The organism is Oricola sp., assembly GCF_022763245.1.
In the GTDB taxonomy this organism is placed as follows: Bacteria; Pseudomonadota; Alphaproteobacteria; order Rhizobiales; family Rhizobiaceae; genus Oricola.
The window spans coordinates 404,594-418,652 of record NZ_JALEGV010000012.1 but is presented as its reverse complement, the minus strand read 5'-3'; the positions used below and the strand labels follow the sequence as shown (position 1 = coordinate 418,652).

The 14,059-nt window shown below is 65.3% G+C and carries 17 protein-coding genes and 1 other RNA gene; 8 read left to right on the top strand and 10 right to left on the bottom strand.

Annotated features, from left to right (window positions below; genetic code table 11):
- Positions 1–14 precede the first annotated feature (14 nt).
- The 7 genes from MRY80_RS06290 to tkt all read right to left on the bottom strand — a co-directional run bounded on the left by MRY80_RS06290 (position 15) and on the right by tkt (position 6,901).
- Positions 15–1,592: a CHAT domain-containing protein gene (locus MRY80_RS06290; RefSeq protein WP_293289128.1), complete on the bottom strand. Its 1,578-nt coding sequence runs from the start codon at positions 1,590–1,592 to the stop codon at positions 15–17.
- A gap of 93 nt (positions 1,593–1,685) precedes the next feature.
- Positions 1,686–2,882, bottom strand: a complete 1,197-nt coding sequence (locus tag MRY80_RS06285; RefSeq protein ID WP_293289126.1) for a phosphoglycerate kinase — start codon at positions 2,880–2,882, stop codon at positions 1,686–1,688.
- A 64-nt stretch (positions 2,883–2,946) separates the two neighbouring features.
- Complete coding sequence (locus MRY80_RS06280) at positions 2,947–3,105, bottom strand: hypothetical protein (protein ID WP_293289124.1); 159 nt, start codon at positions 3,103–3,105, stop codon at positions 2,947–2,949.
- Between the two features lie 22 nt (positions 3,106–3,127).
- Complete coding sequence (locus MRY80_RS06275) at positions 3,128–3,460, bottom strand: hypothetical protein (protein ID WP_293289122.1); 333 nt, start codon at positions 3,458–3,460, stop codon at positions 3,128–3,130.
- 206 nt (positions 3,461–3,666) lie between these two features.
- The gene (locus tag MRY80_RS06270) at positions 3,667–3,846 is read right to left on the bottom strand and encodes a hypothetical protein (protein ID WP_293289120.1); all 180 of its coding nucleotides are present in this window, start codon (positions 3,844–3,846) and stop codon (positions 3,667–3,669) included.
- A 10-nt stretch (positions 3,847–3,856) separates the two neighbouring features.
- Entirely contained in the window at positions 3,857–4,867 is a 1,011-nt protein-coding gene (gap, locus tag MRY80_RS06265) for a type I glyceraldehyde-3-phosphate dehydrogenase (protein ID WP_293289118.1), read from the bottom strand.
- A 30-nt stretch (positions 4,868–4,897) separates the two neighbouring features.
- Positions 4,898–6,901: a transketolase gene (gene tkt, locus MRY80_RS06260; RefSeq protein ID WP_293289116.1), complete on the bottom strand. Its 2,004-nt coding sequence runs from the start codon at positions 6,899–6,901 to the stop codon at positions 4,898–4,900.
- A 296-nt stretch (positions 6,902–7,197) separates the two neighbouring features.
- Between tkt and MRY80_RS06255 the strand changes: the two genes are divergently transcribed.
- From MRY80_RS06255 to MRY80_RS06230, 6 genes are all read left to right on the top strand, one after another.
- The gene (locus MRY80_RS06255) at positions 7,198–7,470 is read left to right on the top strand and encodes a DUF4164 domain-containing protein (RefSeq protein WP_293289114.1); all 273 of its coding nucleotides are present in this window, start codon (positions 7,198–7,200) and stop codon (positions 7,468–7,470) included.
- A 99-nt stretch (positions 7,471–7,569) separates the two neighbouring features.
- Complete coding sequence (locus MRY80_RS06250; protein ID WP_293289112.1) at positions 7,570–7,923, top strand: cell division protein ZapA; 354 nt, start codon at positions 7,570–7,572, stop codon at positions 7,921–7,923.
- 93 nt (positions 7,924–8,016) lie between these two features.
- Positions 8,017–8,173: non-coding RNA, 6S RNA (ssrS, locus tag MRY80_RS06245), on the top strand.
- 84 nt (positions 8,174–8,257) lie between these two features.
- Positions 8,258–8,995: a hypothetical protein gene (locus MRY80_RS06240; protein ID WP_293289110.1), complete on the top strand. Its 738-nt coding sequence runs from the start codon at positions 8,258–8,260 to the stop codon at positions 8,993–8,995.
- Entirely contained in the window at positions 8,992–9,576 is a 585-nt protein-coding gene (locus tag MRY80_RS06235; RefSeq protein WP_293289108.1) for a 5-formyltetrahydrofolate cyclo-ligase, read from the top strand. The genes MRY80_RS06240 and MRY80_RS06235 overlap by 4 nt, the downstream gene beginning before the upstream one ends.
- 8 nt (positions 9,577–9,584) lie before the next feature.
- Positions 9,585–10,406, top strand: coding sequence for a YmdB family metallophosphoesterase (locus MRY80_RS06230; RefSeq protein ID WP_293289106.1), 822 nt, complete (start codon positions 9,585–9,587; stop codon positions 10,404–10,406).
- A 15-nt stretch (positions 10,407–10,421) separates the two neighbouring features.
- Here the strand turns inward: MRY80_RS06230 and MRY80_RS06225 are convergent, their stop codons facing one another.
- On the bottom strand, positions 10,422–10,778 hold the full coding sequence (locus MRY80_RS06225; protein WP_293289104.1) for a hypothetical protein: 357 nt from the start codon (positions 10,776–10,778) through the stop codon (positions 10,422–10,424).
- Between the two features lie 27 nt (positions 10,779–10,805).
- Positions 10,806–11,672 carry an MBL fold metallo-hydrolase gene (locus MRY80_RS06220; RefSeq protein WP_293289102.1) on the bottom strand — a complete coding sequence of 289 codons (867 nt, stop codon included), beginning with the start codon at positions 11,670–11,672 and terminating at the stop codon, positions 10,806–10,808.
- A 201-nt stretch (positions 11,673–11,873) separates the two neighbouring features.
- On the opposite strand from MRY80_RS06220, the gene MRY80_RS06215 reads away from it, so the two are divergent.
- The gene (locus MRY80_RS06215; protein WP_293289100.1) at positions 11,874–12,626 is read left to right on the top strand and encodes a YebC/PmpR family DNA-binding transcriptional regulator; all 753 of its coding nucleotides are present in this window, start codon (positions 11,874–11,876) and stop codon (positions 12,624–12,626) included.
- Between the two features lie 3 nt (positions 12,627–12,629).
- On the opposite strand, the gene MRY80_RS06210 is transcribed toward MRY80_RS06215, so the two are convergent.
- The gene (locus tag MRY80_RS06210) at positions 12,630–13,388 is read right to left on the bottom strand and encodes a sulfite exporter TauE/SafE family protein (protein ID WP_293289098.1); all 759 of its coding nucleotides are present in this window, start codon (positions 13,386–13,388) and stop codon (positions 12,630–12,632) included.
- 134 nt (positions 13,389–13,522) lie between these two features.
- Between MRY80_RS06210 and ruvC the strand changes: the two genes are divergently transcribed.
- On the top strand, positions 13,523–14,035 hold the full coding sequence (gene ruvC, locus MRY80_RS06205; protein WP_293289096.1) for a crossover junction endodeoxyribonuclease RuvC: 513 nt from the start codon (positions 13,523–13,525) through the stop codon (positions 14,033–14,035).
- Positions 14,036–14,059 lie beyond the last annotated feature (24 nt).

Sequence of the window (14,059 nt, the reverse complement as noted above, 5' to 3'; positions counted from 1 at the left end):
GTGCTGGACTTCATCTACGGCGCGTCGACGACGCGGGCGCCATAGACCGTGAAGGCCGCCCAGATCCTCGGATCGGGCCATTTGTCACGGGCTTCCAGCTGCGCGACGCGCAGGGCGTTCTGAGGGCTCGACGTCTTCAGCTCTTCTGCGAAGCGGAGCATGATCTCGAAGGTGGCGGCGTCGTCGACGTTCCACAGGCTGGCGACGACGTTGATCGCGCCCGCATAGAGGAAGCCGCGCGCGACGCCGATGATCCCGGCTTCGAGCGTGCCGCCGAGCGCGGACTGGCAGGCGCTCAGGACCACGACCGGCAGCATCGCGCGCAGATCGAGGGACTGGATCTCGCGCGCGGTCAGGCGTCCGCCGCTCAGCGCCAGGAAACTGCCGTCGATGGGATCGGCCGGATCGGCGATGCCGTGGGCGGCGATGTGGATGTAGTCGGCGCCGGAGATCTCGCCGAGCAGCCGCGCCACGGTCGCGTAGCGGGCCACGATCGGTTGCGACCGGAAGAGGGCCGCGACGGCTTCGGCTTCCTTCAGCGCGCCGGGCAATCGCGGCAAGCGCCATTCAAGGTCCGCCGTTGCGTCCGGATCGCCCATCACGAGCGCATGCCTGACGATCCCGTCCCAACCGTAGATGTCGCCGCCGAGGATGCTGTGCAGCGCGGCTTCCACGTTGAGCGTCGTGGTGGCGATGAGCGGTTGGCCGTCGCCGTCGAGGTCGAGGGCGGCGAAGGGGACGGTGCCGATGTTGAGCGCGGGAACGACGGTGAGGTTCGAGATTTCGTGCTCGATGTGGTGGAAGACCGGGGCGGGAAACAGCGCGGCCGACAGGTCGGCCAGGATCAAGGCCGGCGGGCGCGTGGCAGCGCTGTGAGCGCGCTTGGGCGTCGCGGCCCTTGTCACGCCTTCGAAGTCCTCCGGTTCCGTTTGCGCGGTCTCCTCGCTGCGGAGGACGGGGCTGCGATCGAGGCGAGTGGTCGAAAGTGTCAGTTCGCCCATGCGGGCGTCGACGAGGCGTACAAGTTCGCCGGACGGCAGCGGCAGTTCGAACATGAAGGCTCTGGGTTCGCTCCAGCCCGGCCGGTATTCGGCATAGATGCCGCAGACCGTCTCGCCGTCGGGAACATAGGCGATGACCGCATTGCTTCCCTCGGCTTCGCCGTTTTGCCCCGGCGCGAGATAGGCGCGGGCAAGGTCCCTGAAGTCGCGCGTACCGCCTTGCGACACGGCGTCGACGTCTTCGGCGAAGGACCGGGATCCGGATCGCCCGGCGCGTGCGAAGGCCTCCGCCTCGGCCTTCAACTGGCTGTCGAGCTTTCGCTTGATCTCGCGCTTGCGCGCGTCCTCCTCGTCATGGATGAACCTCGAATTCACCAGATCGTCCATCGCGCGGTTGTGCAGCACGATGGCGGTGTCGATGTCGAAGGGGCAGGGGCGAAGCTGCTGGGCTTCCGGCCGGGCGCCGGAGAGCAGGATCGCACCCGTGGCAAGCGACAGGGTCGCGACGAGGCGGATCATGTTGCGAGAGGCGGCGCGCGGGAGCGCTCTTGTTGTTCGGTGCGTCCAAGCGGGAAAGGAGATGATCGCCATGCTTCCTTTCTCCGCTTGTTGCATCCGTCAGTTGCGCCCCGCGCGGCAGCCTATGTCGGCTGGCCCGGCGTTGTCCGTCGCGGGAGCATGCGCCTAGGCCGCAAGCGCCGCGACGCCGGGGAGTTCCTTGCCTTCCATCCATTCCAGGAAGGCGCCGCCGGCGGTCGAGACATAGGTGAAGGCGTCGGCGACGCCGGCATGGTTGAGTGCGGCCACGGTGTCGCCGCCGCCGGCAACCGAGACCAGTTCGCCGGCCGTCGTCTGTTCGGCAGCGAACCGGGCGGCCGAAACGGTGGAGGCGTCGAAGGGCGCGATCTCGAAGGCGCCGAGCGGGCCGTTCCAGACCAGCGTGGCGGCCTGGTCGATCCAGCCATTGACCTTGGCGACCGTGGCGGGGCCGACATCGAGGATCATCGTGTCGGCGGGCACGGCGTCGATGTCGACGGTCTCGTTGTCCGCGCCGGCCTTGAATTCGCGCGCCACGACGGCGTCGATCGGCAGGACGATGGTGCAGCCGGCCGAGACGGCCTCGGTCATGATGGCGTTGGCGGTGTCGGCGAGGTCGTGCTCGCAGAGCGACTTGGCGACGTCAACGCCCTTGGCGGCGAGGAATGTGTTGGCCATGCCGCCGCCGATCACCAGCGCGTCGACCTTCTTCACGAGGTTCTGCAGGAGGTCGATCTTGGTGGAGACCTTTGCGCCGCCGACAATGGCGACGACTGGCTTCTGCGGCGCGCCGAGGCCCTTTTCCAGCGCTTCGAGCTCAGCCTGCATGGTGCGGCCGGCAAAGGCGGGCAGCAGGCGGGCGAGGCCTTCCGTCGTGGCGTGGGCGCGGTGCGCGGCGGAAAAGGCGTCATTGACATAGATGTCGCCGTTTTCGGCGATCGACTTGGCCAGTTCGGGGTCGTTCTTCTCTTCGCCGGGATGGAAGCGGGTGTTTTCGAGCAGCACGACGTCGCCGTCGGCCATCTCGTCGATCTCCTTTTTCGCCGCTTCACCGATGCAGTCGGCGGCGAAATCGACGCGGTGGTCGAGTTCCTCCTCGACCGCCTGGGCGACGGGGCGCAGCGACATCTCGGGCACGACCTTGCCCTTCGGGCGGCCGAAATGGGCGAGCAGGATGACCTTGGCGCCCTTGTTGGAGAGTTCCGAGATGGTCGGCACGACGCGGCGGATCCGGGTGCGGTCGGTGACGACGCCGTCGGCCATCGGCACGTTCAGGTCGACGCGCACGAGCACGCGTTTGCCGGCGATGTCGGCGGGAAGGTCGTCAAGCGTCTTGAAACTCATAGGTCTTGCTCTCCCTGGCTGGTCGAAGGAGCTATAGCCCCGGCGGGCGGGGTCGGGCAATGCGTCACAAATGCCGGGAGCCGATCCGCCGTCCGATCCGCCGCTTTTCGGCCTCGTCGTCCGACGGCGGCGCGATCGTGCAGCCGCGGCGGATGCAGCGCAGCTTCCACCAGACGGCAAGCGCGACGGCGGCGATCAGGATGAGCGTGGCGAGATCGGGCATGCGGGTCGCGTGGCCGGGGAGCTTACTCGGCGCCTTCCTGCGCGATGAACTTGCTCAGTTCGAGGACTGCGTTGATCAGGGCAGCATGGTGTTCGACACCGCTCTCGTGTTGCGCGGCAAGGCGCGCATGTTCCTCGTTCAGCGGTTTGATGGCCGGGTCGGAGCCGTGGACCATCTGTTCTTCGTGGTGGAGAATCTCCGCGTCATGGGCAAGGATGCGGGCTTCGTGCGCGAAGAGCGTCGCTTCGGCGCGCTTGAGGATCGCGAGAGCCTTCATGTGCTCGGAACGCCATTTGAAATGCTCCCAGCTTTGTCGAGAGTGTTCCGCGTGCACTGTCTCTGCGGTCTTGTCCATGTCGGTTCCCCGTGTTCGCGTTCGATCGGTGCGACCCGCATGCGTGGACCGGCGGGATCGCATCGTCGATGAGTGTTATGTTATGTAATAACATATCGCAACTGCCGATTTCTGTCGGCGCGAAACGCGACGAAGGCCGCGCATGCGCGCGACCCCTGATGAGGTGCTTGTCTCGAGATTTGCGGGTCTGCGGGGCGGGCCTGGCGTCAGCCGGCGTCGCCGCTGCCATCGTCCGGCGGGGTGAGCCAGACCGCTCCGGCGCCGCTCTCGCGGGAGCCGGGCAGGGGCCGCCGCGTGGCGGCGCGGAACCTGCGTGAAATGAAAAAGCCGGCCGCGCAGATCAGGATCGCGATGGCGACGAAGATCAGCGGGCCGGCCACATCCATCGGGGCGCGCCTAGATTAGCTTGCCCATCGCGATGGCGGTGTCCGCCATGCGGTTGGAGAAGCCCCATTCATTGTCGTACCAGGACAGGACCGAGCACAGCGTGCCGTCCATGACCTTGGTCTGATCCATGTGGAAGATCGAGGAATGCGGGTCGTGGTTGAAGTCGACCGAGACGTTCTTCTCGGTGGTGTAGCCGAGGATGCCCTTGAGCGGGCCTTCGGCGGCCGCCTTGATCGCCGCGTTGATCTCGTCGACGGAGGTCGACTTCTTGGCGATGAACTTCAGGTCGACGACCGAGACGTTCGGGGTCGGCACGCGCATGGCGAAGCCGTCGAGCTTGCCGTTGAGTTCCGGCAGGACGAGGCCGACGGCCTTGGCGGCGCCGGTCGAGGTCGGGATCATCGACATGGCGGCAGCGCGCGCGCGGTAGAGATCCTTGTGCATCGTGTCCAGCGTCGGCTGGTCGCCGGTGTAGGAGTGGATCGTCGTCATCATGCCCTTTTCGATGCCGATGGCGTCGTTGAGGACCTTGGCGACCGGCGACAGGCAGTTGGTCGTGCAGGACGCGTTGGAGACGACCAGGTCGTCCTTGGTCAGGACGTCATGGTTGACGCCGTAGACGACGGTCTTGTCGGCGCCGGCGGCCGGCGCGGAGACGAGCACGCGCTTGGCGCCTGCCTCCAGGTGCATCGAGGCCTTTTCCTTGGCGGTGAAGATGCCCGTGCATTCCATGACGATGTCGATGCCCAGTTCGCCCCAGGGCAGGGCCTTGGGATCGCGCTCGGCGAAGACCTTGAACGAATCGCCACCCTCGATGCGGATCACGTCGCCGTCGACCTCGACGGTCTTCGGGAACTTCCCGTGGACGGAGTCATAGCGCATCAGGTGGGCGTTGGTTTCCACCGGGCCGAGATCGTTGATGGCAACGACGTCGATGTCCGTGCGGCCCGACTCGTAGATGGCGCGAACCACGTTGCGTCCGATACGACCAAATCCGTTGATGGCGACTTTGACGGTCATGCAATTACCTCCGTGAGAACTGGCGCGACTTTACTGATCTTGTTCGTCGTCGTGAATGCGGGCTTCCGCCGCATCGACGATTGCTTCCGGCGTGATGCCGAAATGGGAGTAGAGCTCCTTATATGGACCTGAGGCCCCGAAGGAGTCCATGCCGATAAATGCCCCTGCGGGCCCGATGATGCCGTCCCAGCCCTGGCGGATGCCCGCCTCGACGGCGATCCGGACCGGCGTGTCGCCGATGATCGCGGCCTGGTAGTCGGCCGACTGGGCCTGGAACAGGTCGAGGCACGGCACGGAGACGACGCGGGTCGGCCGGCCCCTTGCTTCCAGCGCGGCCTTGGCGGCGAGCGCGATCTCGACTTCCGAGCCGGAGGCGAAGATCGACACGACGGCGTCGTCGCTGGCGGCGGCGAGCTCGTAGGCGCCGCGGGCGCAGCGGTTGTCACTCTCGAATTCGGTGCGCGCGGCGACGAGGTTCTGGCGGGTCAGCGCCAGCGTCGAGGGCGTGCCGGTACTGGCGAGCGCCAGTTCCCAGCATTCCGCCGTTTCCATCGCGTCTGCAGGACGGAAGACGTTGTGGTTGGGGATGGCGCGCAGCGCGGCCAGATGCTCGACCGGCTGGTGGGTCGGGCCGTCCTCGCCCAGGCCGATGGAATCATGCGTCATCACGAAGATGGAGCGGATGCCCATCAGCGAGGCGAGGCGCATGGCCGGACGGGCATAGTCGGAGAACACCAGGAAGGTGCCGCCATAGGGGATGAGGCCGCCATGCAGGGCGATGCCGTTCATCGCGGCCGCCATGCCGTGTTCGCGTATGCCGTAGTTCAGATACCGGCCGGAGAAGTCGTCCGGCGTGATCGGCGCGGTCTGGCTGGTCTTGGTGTTGTTGGAGCCAGTCAGGTCGGCGGAGCCGCCGATGGTCTCGGCCACAGCCTCGTTGACGGCTTCCAGCGCCATTTCGGAGGCCTTGCGGGTGGCGACCGTCGGGGCGTCGGCGGCGAGCTGCTTCTTGTAGCGCGCCATCGCGGGCTCCAGCCCGGCCGGCAGGTCGCCGCGCATGCGCCGTTCGAACTCACCGCGCTGCGTGGCGTCGGCTTCGGCGAGGCGCTGTTCCCAGACGACGCGCTGCTTGCCGGCGGTCAGGCCGACGACGCGCCAGTCGTCGAGGATTTCGGACGGGATGTCGAAGGGCTCGCTTTCCCAGCCGAGCGCCTCGCGGGTGGCGGCGATTTCCTCGGCGCCGAGCGGCGAACCATGGACCTTGGACGTGCCGGCCTTGTTGGGCGCGCCGTAGCCGATCGTGGTCTTGCAGGCGATCAGCGTCGGGGCGTCGGAGGTGCGGGCGCGCTCGATGGCGGCGGCGATGGCGTCGGGATCGTGACCGTCAACGGACATGGTTTCCCAGCCGGAAGCCTCGAAGCGGGCCTGCTGGTCGGTGGAATCGGACAGGGACACCTTGCCGTCGATGGTGATGTCGTTGTCGTCCCACAGCACGATCAGCTTGGAGAGCTTCAGGTGGCCGGCAAGCGACAGCGCTTCCTGGCTGATGCCTTCCATCAGGCAGCCGTCGCCGGCGAGCACATAGGTGTAGTGGTCGACGAGGTCGCCGCCGAACTCGGCCGCGAGCTTCTTCTCGGCGATCGCCATGCCGACGGCGTTGGCGAGGCCCTGGCCGAGCGGGCCGGTGGTCGTCTCGATGCCGGCGGCGTGGCCGTATTCCGGGTGGCCGGCGGTCTTGGAACCGAGCTGGCGGAAGTTCTTGATCTCGTCGAGGGTGATGTCCTCGTAGCCGAGCAGGTAGAGCAGCGAATAGAGCAGCATCGAACCGTGGCCGGCCGACAGGACGAAGCGGTCACGGTCCGGCCAGCGCGGGTTCATCGGGTCGAATTTCATGAACTGCGAGAAGAGCACCGTCGCGACGTCGGCGGCGCCCATGGGCAGGCCCGGGTGGCCGGAATTGGCTGCCTGCACGGCGTCCATGGAAAGAAAGCGGATCGCATTCGCCATCCGGTCGTGTTTTTCGCGTGCCGTCATTGGGGGGTCCTGTGGGTTTTCGTGCGTCCCGGCCGAAGCTGGCTTGGTTGTGGTGTCGTTGGGCGGTCCGGGAAAAATCGCGCGACACATAGCAGGTCGCGGTGGCGAGTCAACAAAAGCGCCGAAACCCGGGCCGCGCGGGCCCCGCCCGGCGATTTTACTCCTGTGGGTTTGTGTCGCCGGCATTTGAAATGGCGCCGCGAAAGGGCTACCTTGATGCACTGCCTTATCGCTTCGGCTTAAGGTCCTCTATTGCAAGGCGTTCGTCCCCCTGCGGGGTGTGAGAGTAAACCGGCATGGCATCTGAGCAGACGCTCTCGGAAGTATTGAACAGGCTCGAAAAGGCTGTCGCATCGCTGGAAGACGCCGTCGACCGGCAGCTCGAAGTGCGCGAAAACTACCGCGACGCCGAGGAGGAAGTGCAGCGCATGAATTCCGATCGCAGCCGGCTCGCCGGGGAGCTGGACGCGTCCGAAGCGCGCGCCGAACGTCTGGAAGACGTCAACAAGGAAGTCTCGCGCCGCCTGGTCACGGCGATGGAGACCATCCGCGCGGTCCTCGACCGCTAGCGGGGGCGGGCGCCGAGAAGACCGGCGCAGGCCCTATTTCGATCACAAAGTTGCGCCTGACCTCGTCAAGGCTTCATCACAGACGGAAAGACGGATCCCATGTCCCAGGTTACGGTAACAATCGACGGCAAATCCTATCGCATGGCCTGCGACCCGGGACAGGAAGACCACCTGAAGGACCTTGCCGACCGGTTCGACCAGTATGTGGGGCATCTCAAGCAGTCCTTCGGGGAGATCGGCGACCTGCGCATCACCGTGATGGCGGGCATCATGGTGATGGACGAGTTGTCGGAACTGCAGAAGCGCGTTTCCGGGCTGGAATCGGAGATGGAATCGCTGCGCCGCACGCGCGACGAGGCGCTGCATCGCGCCGACACGGTCGACGACATGCTCAAGGAACGCCTGTCGTCGGTGGCCGGCAAGATCGAGCAGGTGGCGACGAAGATGTCGTGAGGCCGGGTCGACCGGTTCTTCAAAAAAATTTGCCGGTGATTCCCAGCGGGTCGGCACTGGCGTTCGCGCCGGGCGAGGCCTATATCGCGTTCTGGCCGACTGCGCTCCGCGGCAGGAAACAATTTCCCCGGGGCCTTACGCATCTCTAGGGAGCTGTCCCTGGCCGGGCTCCTGGGCCCGGGCACACGGCGCCCACCTACAAAAGTAGGTTCCCGGGATGCCGCTTTCCACCGGTTGTCGTGGTCGGTCTCCTTTCTCCCTTTTCGAAGTTTCTTGTTCTGGCGTCGGTTGACCGAATTGCCGCCTGCTTTGCCATTTAACTTCCGCAGTTCTGATGAACTATTTTGTACTCCACGCCGGATTCATCCTAATCACAGCAGGCTTGTTTCTGGTCTGCTGGTCGGCGGCATGGGTGCCAATATATAGGCGACTTTCCTTCGGCAGGAAATTTTCCGAATTATCCCTTCTTGTTGTGCAGGCTTCGATAGTTTTAATTTTAGTTAAACTTACGTCTGACTATTTCAGAACGGATGCGGTTTTTATAGAAGATAGGGCGTTTGCTTATGCTGTGCTTCCCGTCGAAGTCTTTTCTTTCTTTGCGGAGGTGTTGAATTATCCTTTCCTGCGAAAGGCGATTGGCATCGCGGGGGCGGTGTCGCTCCTCGCATTCGCAATCATCCGGTTCACGGATACGCTGATAGCGCAGTTTGCGTATGGGCTGGCTGCCGTCGTCTTTTGTTCGACCGGCCTTTGGCTGGCGGCAGACATGACGTTTCGGGCGCAGATGGATGCTTTGGCCGCTCGCGAAATCGATTGCCACGAACGGGTTTCGTTCTTGCGGTCCGTCGCGTTGTCGCAGCAATTCATCAAGCCGGAATTTCACTTGCTGGCATACAAGGACGGCGAGCCGTTTGCCTGGAGTTTTCGAAGGTTCGAACTTCTGTCGCTCGGCGGTGACGACGAGTGGAAGAACGGACCGGGGATTGGCCTCTTCACACGTTGCTACGGATACGATCCGCGTCGTAGAGGTGCCACAAAGTCTGAGCTGAACAGCAACGAGGAAGGCGGATGACGCAATTGGTAGTCTCGAAGAAAGAGCTTCGCGCGGCTTGCCTGGCCAGACGCGACACCATTGCGCCCGATCTGCGCATCGAAAAAAGCCTCTCAATGGCCGCGCATGTCGCGGAGATCGCCTTCGAGCCGGGGACGGTGGTTTCCGGCTTTTTTCCGATCCGCTCGGAGGCCGACATCCGGCCGCTGATGTTCGCTCTGCGTGAAAAGGGGGGACGGCTTTGCCTGCCGGTGGTTCTGGATCGCGAGACGATCATCTTCCGCGATCTCGTGCGCGGGGCGGAGCTGGTCGATACCGGGTTCGGCACTGCTGGGCCCGGCCCGGAGGCGGAGGTACTCGATCCGCAGCTCCTGCTGGTGCCGCTGGCCGCCTTCGATGCCGCGGGCAACCGGATCGGATACGGCGCCGGCCATTACGACCGGGCGATCGCGCGGCTGCGCGCCAAGGGCATGACGCCGCGGCTGATCGGCATCGCCTTTGCCTGCCAGGAGGTGGACGCTGTTCCGGCCGAAGCGCATGACGTTCCGCTCGACGCGATTTTGACCGAGGACGGCTTGCGCCGCTTCGACAGACCGGCATAGGTAAGACGATGAGACTACTCTTTCTTGGCGACATGGTGGGCAGGTCCGGACGCAGCGCGGTCTGCGCGCAGCTGCCCGGGCTGATCTCCGACTTCAAACTCGACTTCGTGATCGTCAATGGCGAGAACGCCGCCGGCGGCTTCGGGATCACGGAATCGATCCTGACCGAGACGCTGGACGCCGGCGCCGACGTCGTGACCACGGGCAACCATGTCTGGGACCAGCGCGAGGCGCTGGTCTTCGCCGAGCGGCACCCGCAATTCCTGCGTCCGGCCAATTTCCCCGGCACAGCGCCGGGCAAGGGCATGGGCGTCTATGACGCGCGCAATGGCGCGCGCGTGATGGTGTCCAACATCATGGGACGCGTCTTCATGGCGCCGGATCTCGACGACCCCTTCGCCTGTGCCGAGGAACAGCTGAAGTCCGGCGGGCTGGGAACGGAATTCGACGCCGTGGTGTTCGATTTCCACGCCGAGGCGACGTCGGAGAAGGTCTGTTTCGGCCATTTCGTCGACGGGCGGGCCAGCCTCGTCGTCGGCACGCACACGCATACGCCGACCGCCGATCACCAGATCCTCGACGGCGGCACGGCCTACATGTCGGATGCCGGAATGTGCGGCGACTACGATTCCTCGCTCGGCATGGACAAGGAGGAGCCCTTGAACCGGTTCCTGTCGAAGATTCCCAAGGGCCGCTTCGAGGCGGCCAGCGGCCCGGCGACGATCTGCGGCGTGGCCGTGGAGATTTCCGACCGCACGGGGCTGGCCGAGCAGGTCGCCCCGCTCAGGCTCGGACCGCGTCTCGCGGAGACCGTTCCGGACTGGTGGTAGGCGCCGGTCCGACGATCAGGGGCGGTATCGCGGCCGGTCGTCGTCGAATGGGAAGAGTGGCTTGACCACTTCGCAATTGTAGACGACGCAGCGCGGATTGTCCTTCGTCGGCACCGTATGCGCGACATGGCGCTCGCCGATCGGGCAGGACGCGCGCGGGCTTTCGTAGCGATCGTAGAGGAAGTAGTTCGCGACGCGGGTCGACGGATAGCGAACGACCGCCGAGCCGTTGCGGATGATGGTTTGCTGCACCGTCGCGCAGGAATTGAGGTCGGCGCGGATGCGCGTGACGGCGCCCGCCTGGGAGGTGAGCGCAAGCGCCAGGCCGGAGGCGGCGGCGATGCGGGCGAGATTGCGAATGGTCAGGTTCATGGCGAGCCCTCGAATGTAAGCGGAGACCTATCCCCTGAAGTTCAAATTGGCCGGAACCATGACCGTCGGGCGTTTCGGCAGGTCGCGCACCGTGACCGTGATGGAATCGCCGTCGAGATGCTCGACCGCGAATTCCTGGCGCATCATCGACAGGTAGGTCTCCAGCCGCGTGCCGCGCAGATGCATCGGCAGGACGATGGAGGAGCGCAGCCGGTTGGTGATCTCCGCCATGCCGGTATGCGACAGGGTCAGCCCGCCATCGACCGGCACCATGACGATGTCGAGTCGGCCGATCTCGGCGTAGTGGGCGTCGGTCAGTTCGTGATGCAGGTGGCCGAGATGGCCGATGCAAAGGCCTGCCGTCTCGAAGATGAAGATGGAATTGGCGTCCGGGACCATGCCGCCATCCCCCCAGCCGCGGATGTCGGTCGTCACGTTGCGCACATAGACGTCGTCAACGACGACATGATGATCGGCCGGTTCCGGTCCGTCCGGGTTCCAGCCCGGCAGCACGACTTCGATCCCCGCTGCGGGGTTCAGCGTATAATGCGAGGAATGGGCGCGGTTCATGGTGACGATGCGCGGCAGCGGGTCGGCGCCGTAGAAGCCGGAGAAATCGGTGGCGATGAGCACGCCGGCCGGTGTCTCGATCGTATAGGTGGAATGCCCCTGGAAGGTGATCGTCACGCCCTGCGCCATCGCCAGCGGATTTTCCGAGGCGCTGGCCGAGGCGTAGATCACCCTGGGAAAGGCCGGCGGAAGGGCGCGTGCGACGGCGAGGCACTGGCTGACCGGCTGCCCTTCGCCGCCCTCCTGCGCGTTGGCGGGACTCAAGGCCGCCAGCGTGGCGAGGCACATGGACGCAATGGCGAACAGCGAGCGAAACGGGCGCATGGGCGGCTTCTCCGGCGGTTTTCTCGGGCAAGTCCTTTGATTGATTGTAGGCGGTGGCGGCCGCTTGGCGAATCACAAAGCAGTCAGCGGGGCGCGACGCCTCGTTCCGGATTCGATCATGTCGCGCCCCGCTGGACGATGCGGCCGAACTCTCATATAAGCCGCGCAATTTTCCACTCATCGAAGATCGCAGGGGAGACCATGGCCGGTCATTCTAAATTCAAGAACATCATGCACCGCAAGGGACGCCAGGACGCGGCCCGCTCGAAGCTGTTCTCGCGGCTTTCGAAGGAGATCACCGTGGCGGTCAAGATGGGCGCCGGCGTCAGCGATCCGGACATGAACCCGCGCCTGCGGCTGGCCGTGGCCAACGCCAAGGGCCAGTCGATGCCCAAGGACAACATCCAGCGCGCCATCAACAAGGGCGTCGGCGGCGACGGCGAGGACTACAAGGAAATGCGCTACGAGGGCTACGGCCCGGGCGGCGTGGCCGTCATCGTCGAGGCGCTGACCGACAACCTCAACCGCTCCGCCTCCAACATCCGCGCCTGCTTCTCGAAGAATGGCGGGTCGCTGGGCGAGACGGGTTCGGTCTCCTTCATGTTCGACCGGGTGGGCGAGATCGTCTACAAGCCGGAAGCCGGCGACGCCGACGCGATCATGGAAGCGGCCATCGAGGCCGGTGCCGAGGATGCCGAGAGCGACGAGGAAGGCCACACCATCACCTGTGCCTTCGAGGACATCGGCGCGGTGTCGACGGCGCTGGAAGAGGCGCTCGGCGCGCCGGAATCGGTCAACGTCATCTGGAAGCCGCAGAACCGGACGCCGGTGGACGAGGACAAGGCCTCCACGCTGATGAAGCTTCTCGACGCGCTCGACGACGATGACGACGTACAGAACGTCTATTCCAATGAGGACATCGCCGAGGACGTGATGGAGAAGCTGTCGGCGTAACGCTCAGCCGCGCAGCGCGTCCAGCGCGGGCAGGGTCAGGATCGCCGCGGCGATGACGATGGTCAGCGCGACGCGGCGATAGGCCTTGTCGCTGGCAAAGCCGAACAGGCGTGCGCCGACCAGCAAGCCCGCCAGATAGGCGGGCGTGCACAGCGCGCCGAGCAGGATGGACTGCTTGGTCAGGATGCCGGCGACGAGCAGTCCCGTTCCCGACAGGAGCTGCGTGATCGCGAAATAGATCAACAGATTGGCGCGCACGAGGCCGGCGCCGGTCGAAAGCGCCATCCAGTAGAGGATGACCGGCGGGCCGGCGACGGCGCAGGCACCGCCGAGAAAGCCGGACATGCCGCCGACGCCGAGGCGCACCGCGACGTTGCGCGGACCGCGGTAGCACCAGCCCGACCAGAGCAGGACGGCCGCGATCAGGATCACGGTCGACATCGACCAGCGCAGCATGGTGGTGTCGCCCGTCTTCAGGATCCAGATGCCGATCGGCACGAGCAGGCCGTAGCCGGCGACGACCGGCAGGAGTTCGCGCATGCTCACCTTGCGCGCCGAACTGACGATCAGCGGCACCATCGGCAGCGTGTCGATCACCAGCAGCACGACGATGGCGACTTGCGGGCCGAAGGTCATCGCGCCGACCGGGCCGACGATCATGCCCGAGCCGAAGCCGGAAAATCCGCGCACGACGCCCGCCACCGCGATGGCGGCCAGAAGCGTGATGAAGGCAGCGTCGAGCGGAATGCCGAAGACCGTCACGGAAGGGTTCCCGAATGCGCAGGAGAAAGGACGCCGTGGCATCGCATGGCGGATGCCCGAGGGCAAGCCGAACCTCATGTTTTCTTTTTGTTCACATCCGGCGTGGCACAGGCTAGGTAATGGACGGAGGCGACATGGGACAGACGATTCGCATCATCGGCATCGATCCGGGCTTGCGCCGGACCGGTTGGGGCATTGTCGAGAGCCTCGGCAACAGCCTGCATTTCGTGGCGTCCGGCACGATCCGTTCCGACGACAAGGGCGATCTCGCGTCGAGGCTCTGCCAGTTGCATGACGGGCTGGCCGGGGTGCTGCACGCGCACATGCCGCACGAGGCGGCCGTCGAGCAGACCTTCGTCAACCGCGACGCCACGGCGACGTTGAAGCTCGGACAGGCGCGCGGCGTGGTGATGCTTGCGCCGGCGCAGGCCGGCCTCCCGGTCGCCGAATACGCGCCGAACGCGGTGAAGAAGGCGGTCATCGGCGTTGGCCACGGCGACAAGAAGCAGATCCACATGATGGTCAAGGTGCTGCTGCCAAAGGCGACGTTCGACACCGACGACGCCGCGGACGCCATCGCCATCGCCATCTGCCATTCCCATCACCGCATGAGCGCGGTCCAACGGGCGAGGTTGGCGACAGTGTAGATGTTCTTGACTTGTTCCGTTTTG

What these genes read in the sequence shown, in the direction of transcription:
- MRY80_RS06290 (WP_293289128.1), bottom strand. Translation starts at nt 1,592, where the DNA reads ATGGCGATCATCTCCTTTCCCGCTTGGACGCACCGAACAACAAGAGCG.
- MRY80_RS06285 (WP_293289126.1), bottom strand. Translation starts at nt 2,882, where the DNA reads ATGAGTTTCAAGACGCTTGACGACCTTCCCGCCGACATCGCCGGCAAA.
- MRY80_RS06280 (WP_293289124.1), bottom strand. Translation starts at nt 3,105, where the DNA reads ATGCCCGATCTCGCCACGCTCATCCTGATCGCCGCCGTCGCGCTTGCC.
- MRY80_RS06275 (WP_293289122.1), bottom strand. Translation starts at nt 3,460, where the DNA reads ATGGACAAGACCGCAGAGACAGTGCACGCGGAACACTCTCGACAAAGC.
- MRY80_RS06270 (WP_293289120.1), bottom strand. Translation starts at nt 3,846, where the DNA reads ATGGATGTGGCCGGCCCGCTGATCTTCGTCGCCATCGCGATCCTGATC.
- gap (WP_293289118.1), bottom strand. Translation starts at nt 4,867, where the DNA reads ATGACCGTCAAAGTCGCCATCAACGGATTTGGTCGTATCGGACGCAAC.
- tkt (WP_293289116.1), bottom strand. Translation starts at nt 6,901, where the DNA reads ATGACGGCACGCGAAAAACACGACCGGATGGCGAATGCGATCCGCTTT.
- MRY80_RS06255 (WP_293289114.1), top strand. Translation starts at nt 7,198, where the DNA reads ATGGCATCTGAGCAGACGCTCTCGGAAGTATTGAACAGGCTCGAAAAG.
- MRY80_RS06250 (WP_293289112.1), top strand. Translation starts at nt 7,570, where the DNA reads ATGTCCCAGGTTACGGTAACAATCGACGGCAAATCCTATCGCATGGCC.
- MRY80_RS06240 (WP_293289110.1), top strand. Translation starts at nt 8,258, where the DNA reads ATGAACTATTTTGTACTCCACGCCGGATTCATCCTAATCACAGCAGGC.
- MRY80_RS06235 (WP_293289108.1), top strand. Translation starts at nt 8,992, where the DNA reads ATGACGCAATTGGTAGTCTCGAAGAAAGAGCTTCGCGCGGCTTGCCTG.
- MRY80_RS06230 (WP_293289106.1), top strand. Translation starts at nt 9,585, where the DNA reads ATGAGACTACTCTTTCTTGGCGACATGGTGGGCAGGTCCGGACGCAGC.
- MRY80_RS06225 (WP_293289104.1), bottom strand. Translation starts at nt 10,778, where the DNA reads ATGAACCTGACCATTCGCAATCTCGCCCGCATCGCCGCCGCCTCCGGC.
- MRY80_RS06220 (WP_293289102.1), bottom strand. Translation starts at nt 11,672, where the DNA reads ATGCGCCCGTTTCGCTCGCTGTTCGCCATTGCGTCCATGTGCCTCGCC.
- MRY80_RS06215 (WP_293289100.1), top strand. Translation starts at nt 11,874, where the DNA reads ATGGCCGGTCATTCTAAATTCAAGAACATCATGCACCGCAAGGGACGC.
- ruvC (WP_293289096.1), top strand. Translation starts at nt 13,523, where the DNA reads ATGGGACAGACGATTCGCATCATCGGCATCGATCCGGGCTTGCGCCGG.